10 protein-coding genes are annotated in these 16,851 nt (G+C 66.0%); 6 read left to right on the forward strand and 4 right to left on the reverse strand.

Annotated elements, in window-relative coordinates; translation table 11 throughout:
- Positions 1-10: 10 nt before the first annotated feature.
- Positions 11-598 carry an SMI1/KNR4 family protein gene (locus ACZK3J_RS05250; RefSeq protein WP_134951842.1) on the reverse strand — a complete coding sequence of 196 codons (588 nt, stop codon included), beginning with the start codon at positions 596-598 and terminating at the stop codon, positions 11-13.
- A 133-nt stretch (positions 599-731) separates the two neighbouring features.
- Here ACZK3J_RS05250 and ACZK3J_RS05255 point away from each other — a divergent pair, with 133 nt between their 5' ends.
- Positions 732-1,523, forward strand: a complete 792-nt coding sequence (locus tag ACZK3J_RS05255) for a dienelactone hydrolase family protein (protein WP_478476484.1) — start codon at positions 732-734, stop codon at positions 1,521-1,523.
- A gap of 96 nt (positions 1,524-1,619) precedes the next feature.
- Here ACZK3J_RS05255 and ACZK3J_RS05260 read toward each other — a convergent pair whose 3' ends face one another.
- On the reverse strand, positions 1,620-2,618 hold the full coding sequence (locus ACZK3J_RS05260; protein WP_100437486.1) for a polyprenyl synthetase family protein: 999 nt from the start codon (positions 2,616-2,618) through the stop codon (positions 1,620-1,622).
- A 214-nt stretch (positions 2,619-2,832) separates the two neighbouring features.
- Here ACZK3J_RS05260 and ACZK3J_RS05265 point away from each other — a divergent pair, with 214 nt between their 5' ends.
- Positions 2,833-4,446 carry an alpha-glucosidase family protein gene (locus ACZK3J_RS05265; protein ID WP_478476486.1) on the forward strand — a complete coding sequence of 538 codons (1,614 nt, stop codon included), beginning with the start codon at positions 2,833-2,835 and terminating at the stop codon, positions 4,444-4,446.
- A 119-nt stretch (positions 4,447-4,565) separates the two neighbouring features.
- A protein-coding gene (locus tag ACZK3J_RS05270; RefSeq protein ID WP_223224739.1) for an IS3 family transposase occupies positions 4,566-5,800 on the forward strand; the annotation gives its coding sequence in 2 pieces (ribosomal slippage) (positions 4,566-4,917 and positions 4,917-5,800; 1,236 coding nt in all).
- Positions 5,801-6,044: 244 nt separating this feature from the next.
- On the opposite strand, the gene ACZK3J_RS05275 is transcribed toward ACZK3J_RS05270, so the two are convergent.
- Positions 6,045-8,813, reverse strand: coding sequence for a TonB-dependent receptor (locus ACZK3J_RS05275; protein ID WP_253144219.1), 2,769 nt, complete (start codon positions 8,811-8,813; stop codon positions 6,045-6,047).
- A 251-nt stretch (positions 8,814-9,064) separates the two neighbouring features.
- The gene (locus tag ACZK3J_RS05280) at positions 9,065-11,116 is read right to left on the reverse strand and encodes a glycoside hydrolase family 97 protein (protein WP_478476488.1); all 2,052 of its coding nucleotides are present in this window, start codon (positions 11,114-11,116) and stop codon (positions 9,065-9,067) included.
- A gap of 237 nt (positions 11,117-11,353) precedes the next feature.
- Here ACZK3J_RS05280 and ACZK3J_RS05285 point away from each other — a divergent pair, with 237 nt between their 5' ends.
- The 3 genes from ACZK3J_RS05285 to ACZK3J_RS05295 are packed head-to-tail and all read left to right on the forward strand — an operon-like array spanning position 11,354 to position 16,745.
- A complete protein-coding gene (locus ACZK3J_RS05285; protein WP_478476490.1) occupies positions 11,354-13,546 on the forward strand; it encodes a glucosidase family protein in 2,193 nt (730 codons plus the stop codon).
- On the forward strand, positions 13,543-15,030 hold the full coding sequence (locus ACZK3J_RS05290; RefSeq protein WP_478476492.1) for an MFS transporter: 1,488 nt from the start codon (positions 13,543-13,545) through the stop codon (positions 15,028-15,030). Before ACZK3J_RS05285 ends, ACZK3J_RS05290 begins: the two co-directional genes overlap by 4 nt.
- Complete coding sequence (locus ACZK3J_RS05295; RefSeq protein ID WP_478476493.1) at positions 15,030-16,745, forward strand: alpha-amylase family glycosyl hydrolase; 1,716 nt, start codon at positions 15,030-15,032, stop codon at positions 16,743-16,745. The genes ACZK3J_RS05290 and ACZK3J_RS05295 overlap by 1 nt, the downstream gene beginning before the upstream one ends.
- The last annotated feature ends 106 nt before the right edge of the window (positions 16,746-16,851 follow it).

A 16,851-nucleotide genomic window follows, 5' to 3' on the forward strand; every position in this document is an offset into this window, starting at 1 on the left:
TGGCGTGGATCTACTGCTCCTGATCGATGAACGCGTAGCCGCCGTCGATCAACTGCTGCAGGTACGCATCGAAGCTGGGCGCGATCACCGCATAGCTGTCCGGATCGTGCAGGTAGCGCACCACCTGGCCGACCGCACCGCCCGGCGCGGGATCAAAATCCAGGTACAGCATCGAGGTGCCGCCGTTGTTCATGCAGTGCGAGAAGCACAGGCGGCGGTTCATCGGCAGATCGGCGTCGATGCCCTCACCCAGGATCTCCGGCTCGTCATCCAGCCACTCTTCGTAGATGGAACGGATGCTGTCGTCCCACTGTTGCTGGTCCTCGAAGATCTGCGCGACCGAGCGCAGGTAGTAGGGGTAATCGCCCACATCTGAACCCAGCATCAGCACGCAGACCTCACCGCCGGGATACTCGCGGAAATGGGTGCCATCCACGCGGGACAACAGTTCCACCAGGCTGTCCGGCACCTGCGGCCACTGCGCACGCAGGCGCTGCAGGTCTTCGGCGCTGGCGCCCTGGACCCAAGCCCACTGCGGGGCATCCTCGGCAGGCAGACGCGGAACAAGGCCAGACAGGAAGCGATCAACAAGATTCATGCGAAAAAAGGGGACGGAGGGGATTAAGTCGTATCCAACCACACCTGCGTCACGTCGCCAATGCAGAATGCGACGCGGGAGGGGCGAATACGGCTTAATCCCCTCCGTCCCCTTTTTCTTGCGGAGCAGGCGCATGAATCGTTGGCGATGCGGTGTGGCGGTGATGCTGGGGCTGGCAGCGATGCCGGCGTGGGCGGCGATGAAGACGCAGCCGGTGGAGTGGAAGCACCAGGGCACGACTTTCAGCGGCGTGCTGGTCTATGACGACGGCGACAACGATAAGCGCCCCGGGCTGGTGATGGTGCCGAACTGGAAAGGCGTGAACGAATCGGCGGTCGAGAAGGCCAAGCAGCTGGCTGGCGATGACTATGTGGTGCTGGTGGCCGATGTCTACGGCAAGAGCGTGCGGCCGAAGACCGATGCCGAGGCCGGGCCGGTGGCGACCAAGCTCCGCAACGACCGGCCGCTGCTGCGTGCGCGCGCGCTGGAAGCGGTGAACGTGCTCAAGGCGCAGGCCGGCAAGGCGCCGCTCGATGCCAGCCGGATCGGTGCGGTGGGCTTCTGTTTCGGTGGCACCACGGTGCTGGAGCTGGCCCGTGCCGGTGCGCCGCTGGCAGGGGTGGTCAGCCTGCACGGCGGGCTGGGTTCGCCGCTGCCGGCACAGGCTGGTGGCAGCCACCCGTCGGTGCTGGTGCTCAACGGCGCCGACGACAAAAGCGTGACTGCCGAGGACATCGGCAGCTTCCAGAAAGAAATGAACGCGGCCAAGGTCGATTGGGAATTCACCAACTACAGCGGCGCGGTGCACTGCTTTGCCGAGCGCGATGCCAACAGCCCGCCGGGCTGCCAGTACAACGAGCGCGCGGCGAAGCGTGCGTGGAAGGCGCTGGATGAGTTCTTCGAGGAGCGCTTCGAGAAACGTTGAACCGTGCAGCGGTAGTGCCGGCCGCTGGCCGGCAATCTCATGATGCTGCGGATGTCATCGGGAATGCCGGCCAGCGGCCGGCACTACCGAAGGCGGTCAATGCGAGCGCTGCACCGCGTAGCGGGCCAGGCCGCGCAGGGCAGCCACGGCATCATTGTCGGCCAGGCCATCGAGCGCGCGCTCGGCGGCTTCGGCATATTCCTCGGCACGCGCGCGGCTGTACTCCAGGCCGCCGGTGGCACGGATCGCGGCCAGCACTTCCGGCATCGCCGAGGCGTCGCCGTCCTGCACGATGGTGCGCAGGCGTTCGCGGGTGGCGGCGTCCGAATGGGCCATGGCATGGATCAGCGGCAGCGTGGCCTTGCCCTCGGCGAGGTCGTCACCCAGGTTCTTGCCCAGCTCCTCGGCATTGGCCGAGTAGTCCAGCACGTCGTCGGCGATCTGGAACGCGTAGCCCAGGTGCATGCCGTAGTCGAACAGGGCCTGCTGGGTGGCTTCGTCCACGCCGCTGGCCAGTGCGCCCAGGCGGGTGCCGGCGGCGAACAGCACGGCGGTCTTGCGCTCGATCACGCGCAGGTAGGCGGCTTCGTCGGTATCCGGGTTGTGCACGTGCAGCAGCTGCAGCACTTCACCCTCGGCGATGCGGTTGGTGGCATCGGCCAGGATCTGCATCACCGACATGCGCTCCAGCTCGACCATCAGCTGGAAGCTGCGCGAGTACAGGAAGTCGCCGACCAGCACGCTGGGCGCGTTGCCCCACAGGGCGTTGGCGGTGCTGCGGCCACGGCGCAGGCTGGATTCGTCCACCACGTCGTCGTGCAGCAGGGTGGAGGTGTGGATGAACTCGATGATCGCCGCCAACTGGTGGTGGTCCGGGCCGGCCTGGCCGACCGCATGGCCGGCCAGCATCACCAGCATCGGGCGCAGGCGCTTGCCGCCGGCGGAAATGATGTGGTCGGCGATCTGGTTGATCAGCACGACGTCCGAGGACAGGCGGCGCCGGATCAGGGCGTCGACGGCGGCCATGTCGGCCGCGGCAAGCGACTGGATCTGGGGCAGGCCCAGGGCGGGACGGGTGTCTTCGGTGATGGTCATGCGATCAGGCTTTCAGGCTCATCGCTGATTATAGGCGTTGCCTGTGAATTCGGGCGCAAACCGGGCAGGCCGGCGTCCGCGGCCCGGCCACGGATGCCGCCTGCGTGAATACGTATGCAGGTTGCGCCATGCCCGTGAGGCCACCGCTAAGCTTGCGGCATCAGGATTTCGGCCCGCTCCCGGCGGGTCCCGCACGCCCGGAGGGGGGCTGTCGATGTCGCACTATCCATGGTGGCGCGGAGCCGTCATCTACCAGATCTACCCGCGCAGTTTCCTTGACGCCAACGGCGACGGGGTAGGCGACCTGCCGGGCATCATCCAGCGCCTGGACCACATCGCAACGCTGGGCGTGGACGCGATCTGGATCTCGCCGTTCTTCAAATCGCCGATGGCCGACTTCGGCTACGACATCGCCGACTACCGCGACGTCGACCCGCTGTTCGGCAGCCTGGACGACTTCGACCGCCTGCTGGCCAAGGCGCACGGTCTGGGCCTGAAGGTGATGATCGACCAGGTGCTGAGCCATACCTCGATCGAGCACGCCTGGTTCCGCGAGAGCCGCCAGGACCGGACCAACCCCAAGGCCGACTGGTACGTGTGGGCGGACCCGCGCGAGGACGGCACCCCGCCCAACAACTGGCTGTCACTGTTCGGCGGCTGCGCCTGGCAGTGGGAGCCGCGCCGCGAGCAGTACTACCTGCACAACTTCCTGGTCGACCAGCCGGACCTGAACTTCCATCACCCGGACGTGCAGCAGGCGACCCTGGACAACGTGCGCTTCTGGCTGGACCGCGGCGTGGATGGCTTCCGCCTGGATGCGATCAACTTCTGCTTCCATGACGCACAGCTCCGCGACAACCCGGCCAAGCCCGCCGACAAGCGGGTGGGGCGCGGCTTCAGCCCGGACAACCCGTACGCTTACCAGTACCACTACTACAACAACACCCAGCCGGAGAACCTGCCGTTCCTGGAGCGCCTGCGCGCGCTGCTGGACGAGTATCCGGGGGCGGTCAGCCTGGGTGAGATCTCCTCGGAGGACTCGCTGGCCACCACCGCCGAGTACACCCGCGATGGTCGCCTGCACATGGGCTACAGCTTCGAGCTGCTGGTGGACGACTACAGCGCGGCCTATATCCGCGACACGGTCTCGCGGCTGGAAGCCGTGATGACCGAAGGCTGGCCGTGCTGGGCGGTTTCGAATCACGACGTGGAGCGGGCCGTCAGCCGCTGGGGCGGCCACCCGGCTGACCCGCGCCTGGCGAGGATGCTGGTGGCGATGCTGTGCTCGCTGCGCGGCTCGGTCTGCCTGTACCAGGGCGAGGAACTGGGCCTGGCCGAGGCCGAGGTGCCGTTCGAGGCCCTGCAGGATCCGTATGGCATCACCTTCTGGCCGAACTTCAAGGGCCGCGACGGCTGCCGGACGCCGCTGCCGTGGACCGAAGCGCCGCTGGCCGGTTTCACCACGGGCCAGCCGTGGCTGCCGATCCCGGCCGAGCACCGCGCCGCGGCGGTGGCCGTGCAGGAGCGCGACCCGCACTCGGTGCTGGCCGCGTTCCGGGCGTACCTGGCCTGGCGGCATACCCAGCCGGTGCTCCTGCATGGCAGCATCCGATTCATCGAAAGCGCCGAGCCAGTGCTGCTGTTCGAGCGTATGCTTGCAGATGAAACCCTCCTGCTGGCCTTCAACCTGTCGGCCGAGGCGGTGAGCCATCCGCTGCCGCCGGGCAACTGGCAGCAGGTGGCGGTGCCGGGCCCGGATGCGGGCACGGTGCAGGGCAATGAACTCCAGCTGCCGCCGCGCGCGGTGTATTGCGCCCGACGCAGCTGACCGTTTTCTCCGGTGGCGGTACTTGCGGGGACGGGGCCGAAGCGCCCCGTCCCTTTTTTGTGGGTGTGACCCGTCCTGAATTGGGTTGACACCTTTTCCCTCTGGAAAAGGAATGTTCAATGAAATCAACAATCAGGCGCAGTCAGCGGGATTACTCGCTGGCCTTCAAGTTGTCCGTGGTCGATCAGGTCGAGCGTGGAGAACTGACCTATAAGAAGGCTCAGGAGCGATACGGTATCCAAGGTAGCAGCACGGTTCTGAAGTGGCTTCGCCGCCATGGTCGGCAGGATTGGTCAGGTGGTGCATCATCTGCCCCCATGACGACTTCTCCCAAAAGTGGACCGGCCACGCCGCTGACGCCGGAACAACAGATCAAGGCCCTGCAGGTCCAGTTGCGGGAGGCCAACGAGAAAGCACAGCTTTTCGAAGCCATCGTGGATGTCCTCAAAGAGGATTACGGGGTGCGCATCGTAAAAAAGCCTTCAGGCAAGTCCTCACGCAAGGGCGCCTCAAAGGCGTAAGCGTGGCAAGGGCTTGCCGCCATTTCGGCATCAGTCGACAGGCGTTCTATCAAGCGGGGTGCCGGCATCAACGACGACGCGCCAGCGAGACCAAAGCACTGGCGCTGGTGAGCGATTGCCGCGTGCGGCAGCCACGGATCGGGACGCGCAAGTTGCACCATTTGATCGGACCGAAGCTGCAGGCGGCGGGAATCACCATGGGGCGTGACCGGTTGTTTGACGTACTTCGGGAAGCGCGCCTGCTGGTACCGAAACGTCGGGCTTATCACAAGACTACCGACAGCCATCATCGCTTTCGCAGGCATCCGAATCTGCTCAAACCTGGCCAAGGATGCGTAATACCAACCGGTAGCGAGCAGGTGTGGGTGGCGGACATCACCTATCTGCCGACGCAGGGGAAGTTCGTGTATCTGAGCCTGGTCACCGATGCCTGGTCGCGCAAGATCGTGGGCTGGAGCGTGCATGAAACGCTACAGACAGAGCAGGTAGCTCAGGCGCTGGAGATGGCGCTGAAAGGGAGAAAGACACCGCAGAAGCTGATCCATCACTCTGATCGTGGAATCCAGTACTGCTCGGATTACTACCAGAAGATCCATGCGCGGCACGGCCTGACCTGCTCGATGACCGACGGCTACGACTGCTATCAGAACGCTCTGGCAGAGCGAGTCAACGGGATCCTCAAGTGCGAGTTCCTGCTTCATCGCCCACGGGACCTGGGGCAAGCCCGCCAGATGGTGGCTGAGGCCGTAGACATCTACAACGCTGAGCGCCCCCACCTGTCCCTTAAAATGCAGACGCCCGATGCGATGCATCGGGCGTCTTTGGCCGCCTGACGGCGGCCGGACCATCCACCCATCGGTGTCAACCTATGGCAGGACGAGTCAGTGGGCTTCCGGCGAAAGGCATCCACGCATGGCGTGGATCTACCCAGAGACACCCCAACCAGTAGATCCACGCCATGCGTGGATGGGCCTTGCCGACCAATGGCCGGCATCCGCGCAAGAGAAAACCCGCTGCCTGCGCAGCGGGTTGCCGATGAGTCCCTGCCGGCCAGCGGCCGGCACTGCCCGGTCGTGGTCAGAACTTGTAGTTCACGCCCAGCATGTAGGTGCGGCCCCACTCGATGTACTCCAGCGGGCGGTCCTTGCTGCCGGCGTAGGTGCGGTACGGCTCGTTGGTCAGGTTGCTGCCCTGCAGCAGCAGGGTCAGCCCGCGCAGGCTGCTGCTGTCGCTGAAGGTGTAGCTGACCTGTGCATCGGTCACGTTCTCGCCCACCACGTAGCGCAGCGTGCGATTGCCGTTGAAGTTGCCGATCTCACCGATGAAGTCCGAACGGCGGCGCTGGCTCACACGTGCTTCAAAGCCGCTGCGCTCGTAGTAGGCGGTGAAGTTGTACACGCGTTTGGACAGTCCCGGCAGGCTGATCGGGTCGGTGCCCACACTGGAGGCGCTCTCCGGATCCAGGATGGTGATGTCGCTCTTGTTGAAGGTCGCGCTGGCCTGCACGCCGAAGCCGCGCAGGCTGTCGGTCAGCATCTCCAGCGGGAACGACCCGGTCAGCTCCAGCCCCTTCAACGTGCCGCCCTTGCCGTTCTGCGGCGTGGAGAAGGTGCCGGTGGTCAGCACCGGTGCGGTCATGCCCGGCGGTGGCACGTAGTTGCCGAGCAGGCCGCTGAAGTCGTAGTTGTCCACCGACTGCGTGTAGACGTAGCTCTTCAGGTCCTTGTAGAAGATCGCCGCAGCCACGTAGGCCTTCTCGCCGAAGTACTTCTCATAGGACAGATCCAGCGCGGTGGCGCGCCACGGATCCAGCAGCGGATTGCCTCCGCTGCCACCGGGGCGGCCGTTGTTGGTATCCACGCCGAATTCCAGGCCGGCACGCATCTGGTCCACGCGCGGGCGCGCGACCTGCTTGGCGGCGGCAAAGCGCAGCGTCTGCTGGTGCGGGAACATGAACACCAGGTTCAAGCTCGGCAGCCAATCCTTGTAGGTCCTGCCGGCAGAGAAGGGCTGGATGTTGCTGCCCGCCGGCTGCGAGCTGTCCCAGTAGCGCGAATCCGAGCTCTGGTCGGTATGCTGCATCTGCACGCCGATGTTGCCGCGCACGCCGACCACGCCGATGTCGGTGTTGATGTTCAGGCGTGCCCACGCCGTGGTGATCTTCTCCTCGACCGTCCAGGATTTCGGAATCAGGTAGTCCAGGTTGTCGACCGGGTTGAAGGTCATGTAACGACCGACGGCTGCCGGCACATTCCACGACGGGATGTAGCCAATGCCGGCGAAACCGAGGTTGACCGGGCGGTACTGCAGGTCCGGTGCGATGGTGGATTCGCCTTGGGCGCCGAGCAGGATGTTGCCTTCGGCCTGGGCCTTCTGCTTGCGGCGGTCGGCATAGTTCACGCCCACGTCCACATCCGAGAACCAGCTGGACATGGCCTCGGGAACCGGCAGCGTCGCCGCCAGCTTGGCGCCCTTCAAGCGGTCTTCGACCTCTGGCACCTTGCCGTAGCCGGAACCATAGATCGTGTTGGTCAGGAACAGGCTGTCCGGATTGGAATAGTCGCGCCCCGGTGTGATCTGCGAGAAGCTGTTGTTGTTCACCACCAGGCCGATCGTGTCGAACTGCGGGCGCGGCACCAGCTGCAGGTTGTTTTCCAGGTTGATCTCGCGGCGGGTCGCCTTGGAGTAGTTCAGGTCGGCGACCAGCTTCACGCCACCGACGTTGAACTCGTTGTTCCAGCCGAACGCATCGATCTTGTCCTTGCGCTTGTTGTACATGCCGCGCACCAGCGGGTATGCATTGTTGATCGTGCCGCCGGTGAAGCTGCCATCGGCATTGCGGCCGACATTGCTGAACACCGGCAGGATCGCGTTGGGGTTGTTGCTGTCCTCGCCGTTGCCGCTGAGGCTCAGCTCGAACTGGTTGGCGGTGTCGATCTGCTCGGCTTCGGTGTGGAACGCATCGAAGGTGCTGGTCCAGCTGTTGCTGGGGCGGAACTGGATCGTTGCCATCACACCGTCGCGCTTGTTGTTGCCGGTACGGCGCAGTGCCTTGATGCCATCGGTGAAGTAGGTGCCAGGTGCGATTCCGCGACGCTCGCCCTTGTCGGTGTGTTCGGTGGTCCACGGCTCGTACAGGCCGACCTGGTTCTCCTGGATCGGCATGTCGCTGTGCGCGTAGCCAATGGCGATGCCCAGGGTGTTGTCGAAGAACTGGTCGATGTAGCTGGCGCTGAAACGGTTGCCATACGGATCGATGTTGGCGGCGCGGCCCAGGGAGCTCTTCTGGTAGCGGCCGCTGACTGCGATCACGCGCTCGCCGAAGCTGAGCGGGCGCGCGGTCTGCATGTCGATGGTGCCCGACAGGCCCTGCCCGACCAGCGCCGCGTCCGGGGTCTTGTACACGGTCACGCCGTTGACCAGCTCGGACGGGTACTGGTCGAATTCGACGCCGCGGTTGTCGCCGGTGCTGACCACTTCACGGCCATTGAGCAGGGTGGTGGCGAAGTCGGGCGACAGGCCACGCACACTGATCACCTGCGCACGGCCGGCCACGCGCTGGGCAGCCAGGCCGGGCAGGCGCGAGATGGATTCGGCGATGCTGACGTCGGGCAGTTTGCCGATGTCTTCGGCGGAGATCGCTTCGACCACCGAGGTGGCGTCCTGCTTGATCGCGATTGCGTTCTCGATGCCGCGGCGGATGCCGGTGACCTGCACCGTATCCAGGTTGGTGGCGGCGGTGGCGGCCGGCGTGGTGGTGCTCTGCGTGGACTGTGCCGACGCCAGCGTCGGCGCCAGGACAACGGCCAGCGCGATGCTCAGCGCGCTGCGCTTGTGGTTCAACATTTTCCCCTCCCAGGCAATGTTGCAGATCGATTCGTGAACGTCCCGGAGTGACCGTGGACGTGCGACGCGGTGGCCGCTGTCGTCGCCGCTATGGTAGGCAGCGCGTTCTTCGCGGGAATCACCCTGCATACGTATTCAATGGCGTTTGCAGGGATGTAATCGCTTTCAGGTTCTGTTTGCGGTAGTGCCGGCCGCTGGCCGGCAATCGCGTTCACCGGGTTGCCGTCCAGCGGCCGGCACTACCGCGGCATTCAAAGCGGCGTGAAACGAATGGCCTGCCCACCCCCCGGTGCCAGCACCAGCGTCAGCACATCGGCGCTGGTCACCTCTCGGGTTTCGCGCGCGAATGCGAAGGGATTGCTGCGGAAATCCGCGCCCTCGCCATCGCGGTAGATCTCGGCGCGATAGCGCACGCCCGGCTCCAGGAAGCCCAGCGACACCGGCAGCACGCGGCCGTGCTCGTCGGTGATGCTGCCGAGGAACCAGTCGCGGCTGTTGCGGTCGCGTCGCACGATCGTCGCGTAGTCGCCCACTTCGCCATCGAGCACGCTGCTCTGCTCCCAGTCCACCGCCACGTCTTCGATGAAGCGGAATGCCTCGCGATGCTGCAGGTAGTGCTCGGGCAGGTCGGCGGCCATCTGGATCGGGCTGTACAGCACCACGTACAGCGCCAGCTGGCGTGCCAGCGTGCTGGGAATGGCCTGGCCGTGGCGGCCCTTCAGGCTGAGGATGCCGGGGGTGTAATCCATCGGCCCGGCCAGCATGCGGGTGAACACCAGATTGACCTCATGTTCCGGCGGGTTCGGCGGCTGGCCCCAGGCGTTGTACTCCATGCCGCGCGCGCCTTCGCGCGAGATCCAGTTGGGATAGGTGCGGCGCAGGCCGGTGTCCTTGATCGGCTCATGCGGGTTCACCGACAGGTGCCGCCGCGCCGCTTCCTGCACCACCTTCAGGTGGTGGCGCGCCATGAACTGCCCGTCATGCCACTCACGCCACAGCGGGCCGCCCGAGGGATTACGGCGGTCGACCTGACCGTCGTCGCAGACGTAACCGGTCTTGAACTGGTCCACGCCCAGCCGCGCGTACAGGTCCAGCGCAGCGTCCAGCTGGTCCTCGTAGTGCTCGATGGCGCAGCCGGTTTCATGGTGGCCGATCAGGTGCACGCCCTTGTTCTGGCCATACGCCGACAGCGCTTCAATGTCGAAATCGGGCGTGGCACGGGTGAAATCGAAGTCGTAGCCATTGCCCACCCACATGCCGTCCCAGCCCGGATTCCAGCCTTCCACCAGCACGCCACGGAAGCCGTGCGCGGCGGCGAAGTCGATCACCTTCTTCGTCTTCGCGGTGGTGGCCGCATGCTTCGGCCCGGTCGCCCAGCTCTCGTTGTCCAGGTGCATCGACCACCACACCCCCAGGTACTTGGCCGGCTTCACCCAGCTCACATCACCCAGCGCATTGGGTTCGTTGAGGTTGAGGATCAGGTCCGATTCGACCAGGCCACCGGCACGGTCGGCAATCTGCAGCGTGCGCCACGGCGTGGCGAAGGGCAGGGCGCGGCGCACCTTCCAGCCTTCGGCCGAGGGCGAGAGCTGCGCGCGCAGGCGCTGGCCCTCGGTGCGGCGCAGCCACATGCCGGCATAGTCCACCAGCGCCGCCTCGTGGATCGCCACGTGTAGGCCATCGCGGCTGCGCAGGGTCATCGGCGTATGCACCAGCGGAACCTCGCGCAGCGGCGTGCGCTGGTACAGGTACTCGTAGTGGATCGGTTCCCCGGCAGGGATCCACCACGCGGTGGAATCCTGCGCGATGGCGAACTCGGTCAGCTCGTCATCGATGATGGCTTCGCGCAGGTTCGGCTGCTCGGGGAATACGTAGCGGAAGCCGAGGCCATCGTCGTACACGCGGAACACCACATTTAGCCGGCGCTTGCTGCCGGTGGTCTCGGTCAGCTGCACGATCAGCTCGTTGAAGTGGTTGCGGGTAATCCGGCGCTCGCCCCAGGGCTGTTCCCAGCGGTCATCGACGCTGCGTTGCTGTTGGCCGAGCAGGGCGAAATCCCGGTCCAGGCGCCCATCGCGCAAGGCAAAGCCCAGCTTCGAATCTTCCACCACGGTCTCGCCGAAACGCTCGACGCGATAGCGCGCGGTGCCACCGTCCAGCACCAGGCTGACCTTGAGCACCTTTCCCGGTGATTCGACGCTGGCCACCTGCGGCGCGGCCTGCGCCAGCGTGGCCAGGCCCAGCAGAGCCAGACCGAGCAGGTGCGCGAACACCGCGCGTACAGCAGTGGGTGACATCGGCATTTCCCCTCCCAAGGCGCCGTTGGCAGACCCGGACCATAAGCCAGCGCGGCAGGCCCGCTACCGCGCAACGCCATGAATACGTATGCAGCTGGACGCAGCCGACAGCCCCGCGTCTACCATGGGGCCAAGGCACCTTGAGGGAGGGGCCGCGCCCGCCCGCCGGCAACGACGGTGCGGACCTACAACGCGTGCAGAGAGGGAGGGAGGCCGACGGGCGCAAGCCGGTCCGCCGCTTCGATGCTGAAGATCATTTGCCTGACCGCTGCCCTTGGGGCAGCGCTGGGATCGACCGCGCAGGCGGCCGACCTGCAATTCGACGGCCGCCATGCGCGCGCCGAAGCCGCTGCCAAGGGCAGCTACGTGCTGCATGCGCCGAAGGCTGAGGTGCGTATCGCGCCCATGCCGATGCGCAGCCAGACCGGCAGCGTGATGTTCGATGCACTGTTCGCGCTGGCCCAGCAGGAGATGGACCAGGACCGCGTGGATGCGATCCGCGATCCCGCGTTCGACGAAGGCCGGCCGGTGCCATGCGAGTGCTTCCAGACCGGCGCGCGCTGGCCTTACGTGTGGACCCGCGATGTCAGCTTCGCCGCCGACCTGGCGCTGGCGCGGCTGGATCCGCAGCGCACCCGGCAGTCGCTGCAGTTCAAGCTGTCGGCAGCGCGCGATGGCCATACACCCGGCCTGTTCGTCGCGCAGGACACCGGTTCCGGCGGCAGCTGGCCGATCAGCAGCGACCGCGTGGTGTGGTTCCTGGCGGCACGTCACCTGCTGGAAGATCGCGCGTTTGCCGACCAGGTCTGGCAGGCGCTGCAGGGCACGCTGGCGCAGGATCGCGCGATGGTGTTCGACACGCAGATGGGCCTGTACCGTGGCGAGACCTCGTTCCTGGACTGGCGCGAGCAGACCTATCCGGACTGGACCCGTGAGGACGTGCGCTTCATCGGTGACTCCTACGCACTGTCCACCAATGTGCTGCACTACCAGGCGCTGCGCCTGGCCGAACGGCTGGCCAGCCAGCACGGCGACGCCCGCGCGGCCGACTACAAGGCGTGGGCCGATGCGTTGGCGCAGCAGATCGATGCACGCTTCTGGCGCGAGGATATCGGCCAGTACATGAGCTACATCGGCGAAGCCGCGCACCCGGTGCCGTACGCCAAGGTTGATCTGCTCGGCCTGTCGCTGGGCATCCTCGCCGAGGTGCTGCCGCCGGAGCGCGCGCGCCGAGCACTGGCCGCCTACCCGATGGGGCCGACCGGCAGCCCGGTGGTGTGGCCGCAGGAGTCGCAGCAGCCGATCTACCACAACCGCGCGATCTGGCCGTTCGTCAGTGCCTACTCGCTGCGTGCGGCGCGGCAGCTGGATGATGCACCGCGCATCGCCGCTGAGATCCGTTCGCTGATGCAGGGCGCTGCGCTGGCCGGTTCCAACATGGAGAACTACGAGCTGGTCAGCCAGGCCGTGCATGTTGACGAGGGCGCGTTGAGCGGCCCGGTGGTCAACTCCGAACGCCAGCTGTGGTCGGTGGCCGGCTATCTGTCGATGGTGGTCGAGGGCGTGTTCGGTGTGCAGGACGATGGCCGCGTGCAGCCCAAGTTGCCGGCCGTGCTGGTGCCAGAACTGTTCGGCACGCGCCCCCGCATCACGCTGGAAGCCAACGGCAGGCGCTATGTGCTGGAGCGCCCGCAGCAGCTGGGTGATGGCTTGCTGGTGGCGGGCAGGACGCTGACCCAGGGCAACACGACCACGGTGCAGCTGATGGCTGCCCCGTCCGCGACCGGCTTCGGCGGCACAACCGCCGAAGCCAATGCGCGTGCGCCGGCCACGCCGACCGCACCGCAGGCCACACGCGATGGCGCTGGCTGGAGCGTGCCGGTCACGACTGGGCAGGTTCTGTGGAAGGACGGCAGGGCCGTCGCCGCCAGCAATGGCCAGGCGCACATCAGCGACGATGGCCTGCAGCACTGCTTCAGTCTGACCCGGCGCGAGGGTGCATTGGAATCACTGCACAGCCCGACGCGCTGCGTCGGTCCGCAGCAGGTGCTGAAGGGCGAGGAACGCTGGCAGTTCACCTCGGTCAAGGCCGGGCAGATGCGCCTGCGCCTGCAGTACCGCAACGCGAACGGGCCGATCAACACTGGCGTCACCGCTGCGGTCAAGCAGCTGGTGCTGCAGTGCCCGGGCCAGCCGTTGCAGCAGCATACGGTCACCCTGCCGCACAGCGTGGCGATGCAGGACTCGACCTCGGCGACATTCACGGTGCCCAAGGGGCAATGCACGGTCGCGCTTGAAGAGGGCTTCAACATGAGCGCGCTGCAGCACTTCGCGCACTACACCGGCGGCAAGGGTGGACGCGATGGTGTGCTCAACCAGGCCCAGGTGCAGGCGCTGAAGGTGGCGCCGGTGGCGATGGAAGAGGGCGCACGATGAGTCGTCCCGCCAAACCGCAGCTGTCGTTCTGGCAGATCTGGAACATGTGTTTCGGTTTCCTCGGCATCCAGTTCGGCTTCGCCCTGCAGAACGCCAACGCCAGCCGCATCTTCGAGACACTGGGCGCGGACATGGACGCGGTGCCCGGGCTGTGGATCGCGGCGCCACTGACTGGCCTGCTGGTGCAGCCGGTGATCGGTTACCTGTCCGATCGCACCTGGACGCGCTGGGGCCGTCGCCGCCCGTTCTTCATGATCGGTGCGGTACTGACCACGCTGGCGCTGCTGGTGATGCCGAATTCGCCGACGCTGTGGATCGCCGCCGGAACCTTGTGGGTGCTGGACGCCTCGATCAACGTGTCGATGGAACCGTTCCGCGCCTTCGTCGGTGATCAGCTGGCACCACGCCAGCGTCCGGCCGGCTATGCCATGCAGAGCTTCTTCATCGGTGTGGGCGCCATCGTCGCCAGCTTCCTGCCGTTCATCCTGGCCCACTTCGGTGTTGCCAATACCGCAGCTGCCGGCGAAGTGCCCGATACCGTGCGCTATGCGTTCTACTTTGGCGCGGTGGTGCTGCTGGCGGCGATCACCTGGACGGTGGTCAGCACCCGCGAGTACTCGCCGGCAGAGCTGGCCGGTTTCGATGACGCCGAGCCGCCGGCGCACCACGCAGGGGCTGCGATCAGTGGCCCGGCACCGTGGGCACAGGTGGCGCTGTGGCTGGGGCTGGGCGTGCTGCTGGCGCTGCTGATCGCCTGGCGGCAGGGCGACAGGATGCTGTACGTGCTGGCCGGCCTGTGTGCCGGCTATGGCCTGCTGCTGGCGGCCGCGCGTGCGTTGCCGGCCACGCATATGCTGGCCGCCATCGTCGGTGACCTGCGCGCGATGCCGGTGACCATGCGTCGTTTGGCGTGGGTGCAGTTCTTCTCATGGTTCGCGCTGTTTGCGATGTGGATCTACACCACCGCCGCGGTGGCGGGTACCCACTTCGGCTCGACCGATCCGCAGTCGGCGGCCTATAACGAGGGCGCCAACTGGGTGGGCGTGCTGTTCGGTGCCTACAACGGCTTCGCCGCGCTGGCCGCAGTACTGATCCCGCCGATGGTGCGTGCGATCGGCCTGCGCTGGAGCCACCTGGTCAACCTCTGGCTGGGCGGCGCCGGCCTGGTCTCGCTGATGTTCATCCGCGACCCACACTGGCTGCTGCTGTCGATGGTCGGCGTCGGCTTCGCCTGGGCATCCATTCTTTCGCTGCCATACGCACTGCTGTCCGACAGTGTGCCGGCATCGAAGATGGGCGTGTACATGGGCATCTTCAATTTCTTCATCGTGATCCCGCAGCTGGTCGCGGCCAGTGCGCTCGGCTTCGCCCTGCGCGCCTGGCTGGGTGGCCAGCCGATGCATGTGCTGGTGCTGGGCGGCTGCAGCCTGTTCGTCGCCGGCCTGTGCGTGCTGCGGGTTCCGTCCCGTCCGGAGGTGGTGTGATGCGTGGTGCGCTGTCTGTTGCTGTTTCCCTGGTGCTGCTGGCCGGCCATGCGGCGGCCGCGCCGCGCCCGGACTACGTCGGCACCACTGAGCCGTTCGCCAGCGATGCGGTGTACTTCGTGGTCACCGACCGCTTCGTCAACGGTGACCCGTCCAACGACCACCGCGACCAGGGCGGCAAGCACCGCACCTTCGATATCCCGGTGCCGTGCCCGGACAAGGTGGACGGTAATATCGGCTACCTCGGTGGCGACTTCCGCGGCGTGCTCGACAATGCGCAGTACATCCGCAACCTCGGCTTCGGCGCGGTATGGATCACGCCGATCATCGACAACCCGGACGAGGCGTTCACCGGCAGCAAGCCGATCAGCTGCACCAGTACGCTGACCGATCGCGGCAAGACCGGCTACCACGGCTACTGGGGCATCAACTTCTACAAGCTCGATGAGCACCTGCCCAGCAAGGACCTGGACTTCGCGGGGTTGACCAAGGGCCTGCACGGCGCAGGCCTGAAGGTGGTGCTGGACATCGTCGGCAACCACGGCTCGCCGGCCTGGACCATGCCGACGCGGCAGCCGCAGTTCGGCCAGATCTTCGACAAGGACGGCAAACTGATTGCCGACCACCAGAACCTGCCACCGCAGAAGCTGGATCCGAAGCACAACCCGCTGCACGCGTTCTACAACAACATCGGTCCGGTCGACAGCAAGGACGGCTCGATCTTCGACGGCAACCTTGCCGAGCTGTCCGACTTCAACCAGGACAATCCAGCGGTGATGGATTATCTGGTGGGCGCCTACCTGCAGTGGACCGCACAAGGCGTGGATGCGCTGCGCATCGATACCATCGGCTGGCTGCCACATCCGTGGTGGCATGCCTTCGTCAAACGCATCCGTGCTGAACACCCGGGCATGTTCATGTTCGGCGAAGCGTTCGACTACAACGCCGCGAGCATCGCCGAACACACCTGGCCGTCCAATGCCAACGTAAGCGTGCTGGATTTCCCGTTGCGCGGCGCGCTGGAACAGACCTTCGGCACCGCCGGCAAAGGCTTTGAAACCCTGGCCGAGCCGCTGCACCTGACCGGCGGCCCGTACGCCAATCCGTACGAGCTGATGAGCTTCTACGACAACCACGACATGCCGCGCCTGCAGGCCAGCGACAACGGCTTCATCGATGCGCACAACTGGTTGTTCACCGCACGCGGCATTCCGGTGGTCTATTACGGCTCGGAAACCGGCTTCATGCGCGGCCGCGCCGAGCATGCCGGCAACCGGGCCTACTTCGGTCAGCCGCGTGTGGATGCCGCACCGCAGAGTCCGATCTTCGCGCCGCTGCAGCGTATCGCGCGATTGCGCGAAGCCACGCCGGCGCTGCAGCGTGGCCTGCAGGTGAACGAGCGCCTGCAGGGTGATGAGGCGGTGTTCTTCCGCGTGCTGCAGCATGGCGACGTGGCGCAGACCGCGCTGGTGCTGCTGAACAAGGGCGACCGGACCAGGACCCTCATCGTGTCGCGTTACGTGCAGGCGGGCCGCTGGCGCGATGCACTGGACGGCGGTTCGTTGCAGGTGGATGCCTCCCTGAAGGCCGACGTGCCCGCGCACGGCGTGAAGGTCTACGTGCTGGACGCCGCCGTGCAGCAGCCGGCATTGCAGGCCGAGCTGGACAAGGCGATGGCCGACCAGAAGGCGCGGGATCAGCGGCTGGGGCGGTAGTGCCGGCCGCTGGCCGGCAACCCCGGATTCCTGGCTCCTGCCTACCGCTCTGGTGGGTGCCAACCTTGGTTGGCACGCTTTTCGAGCAGTCGAGCAAGCTCGACTC

It is taken from the genome of Stenotrophomonas sp. 86428_Sma, from assembly GCF_056481585.1.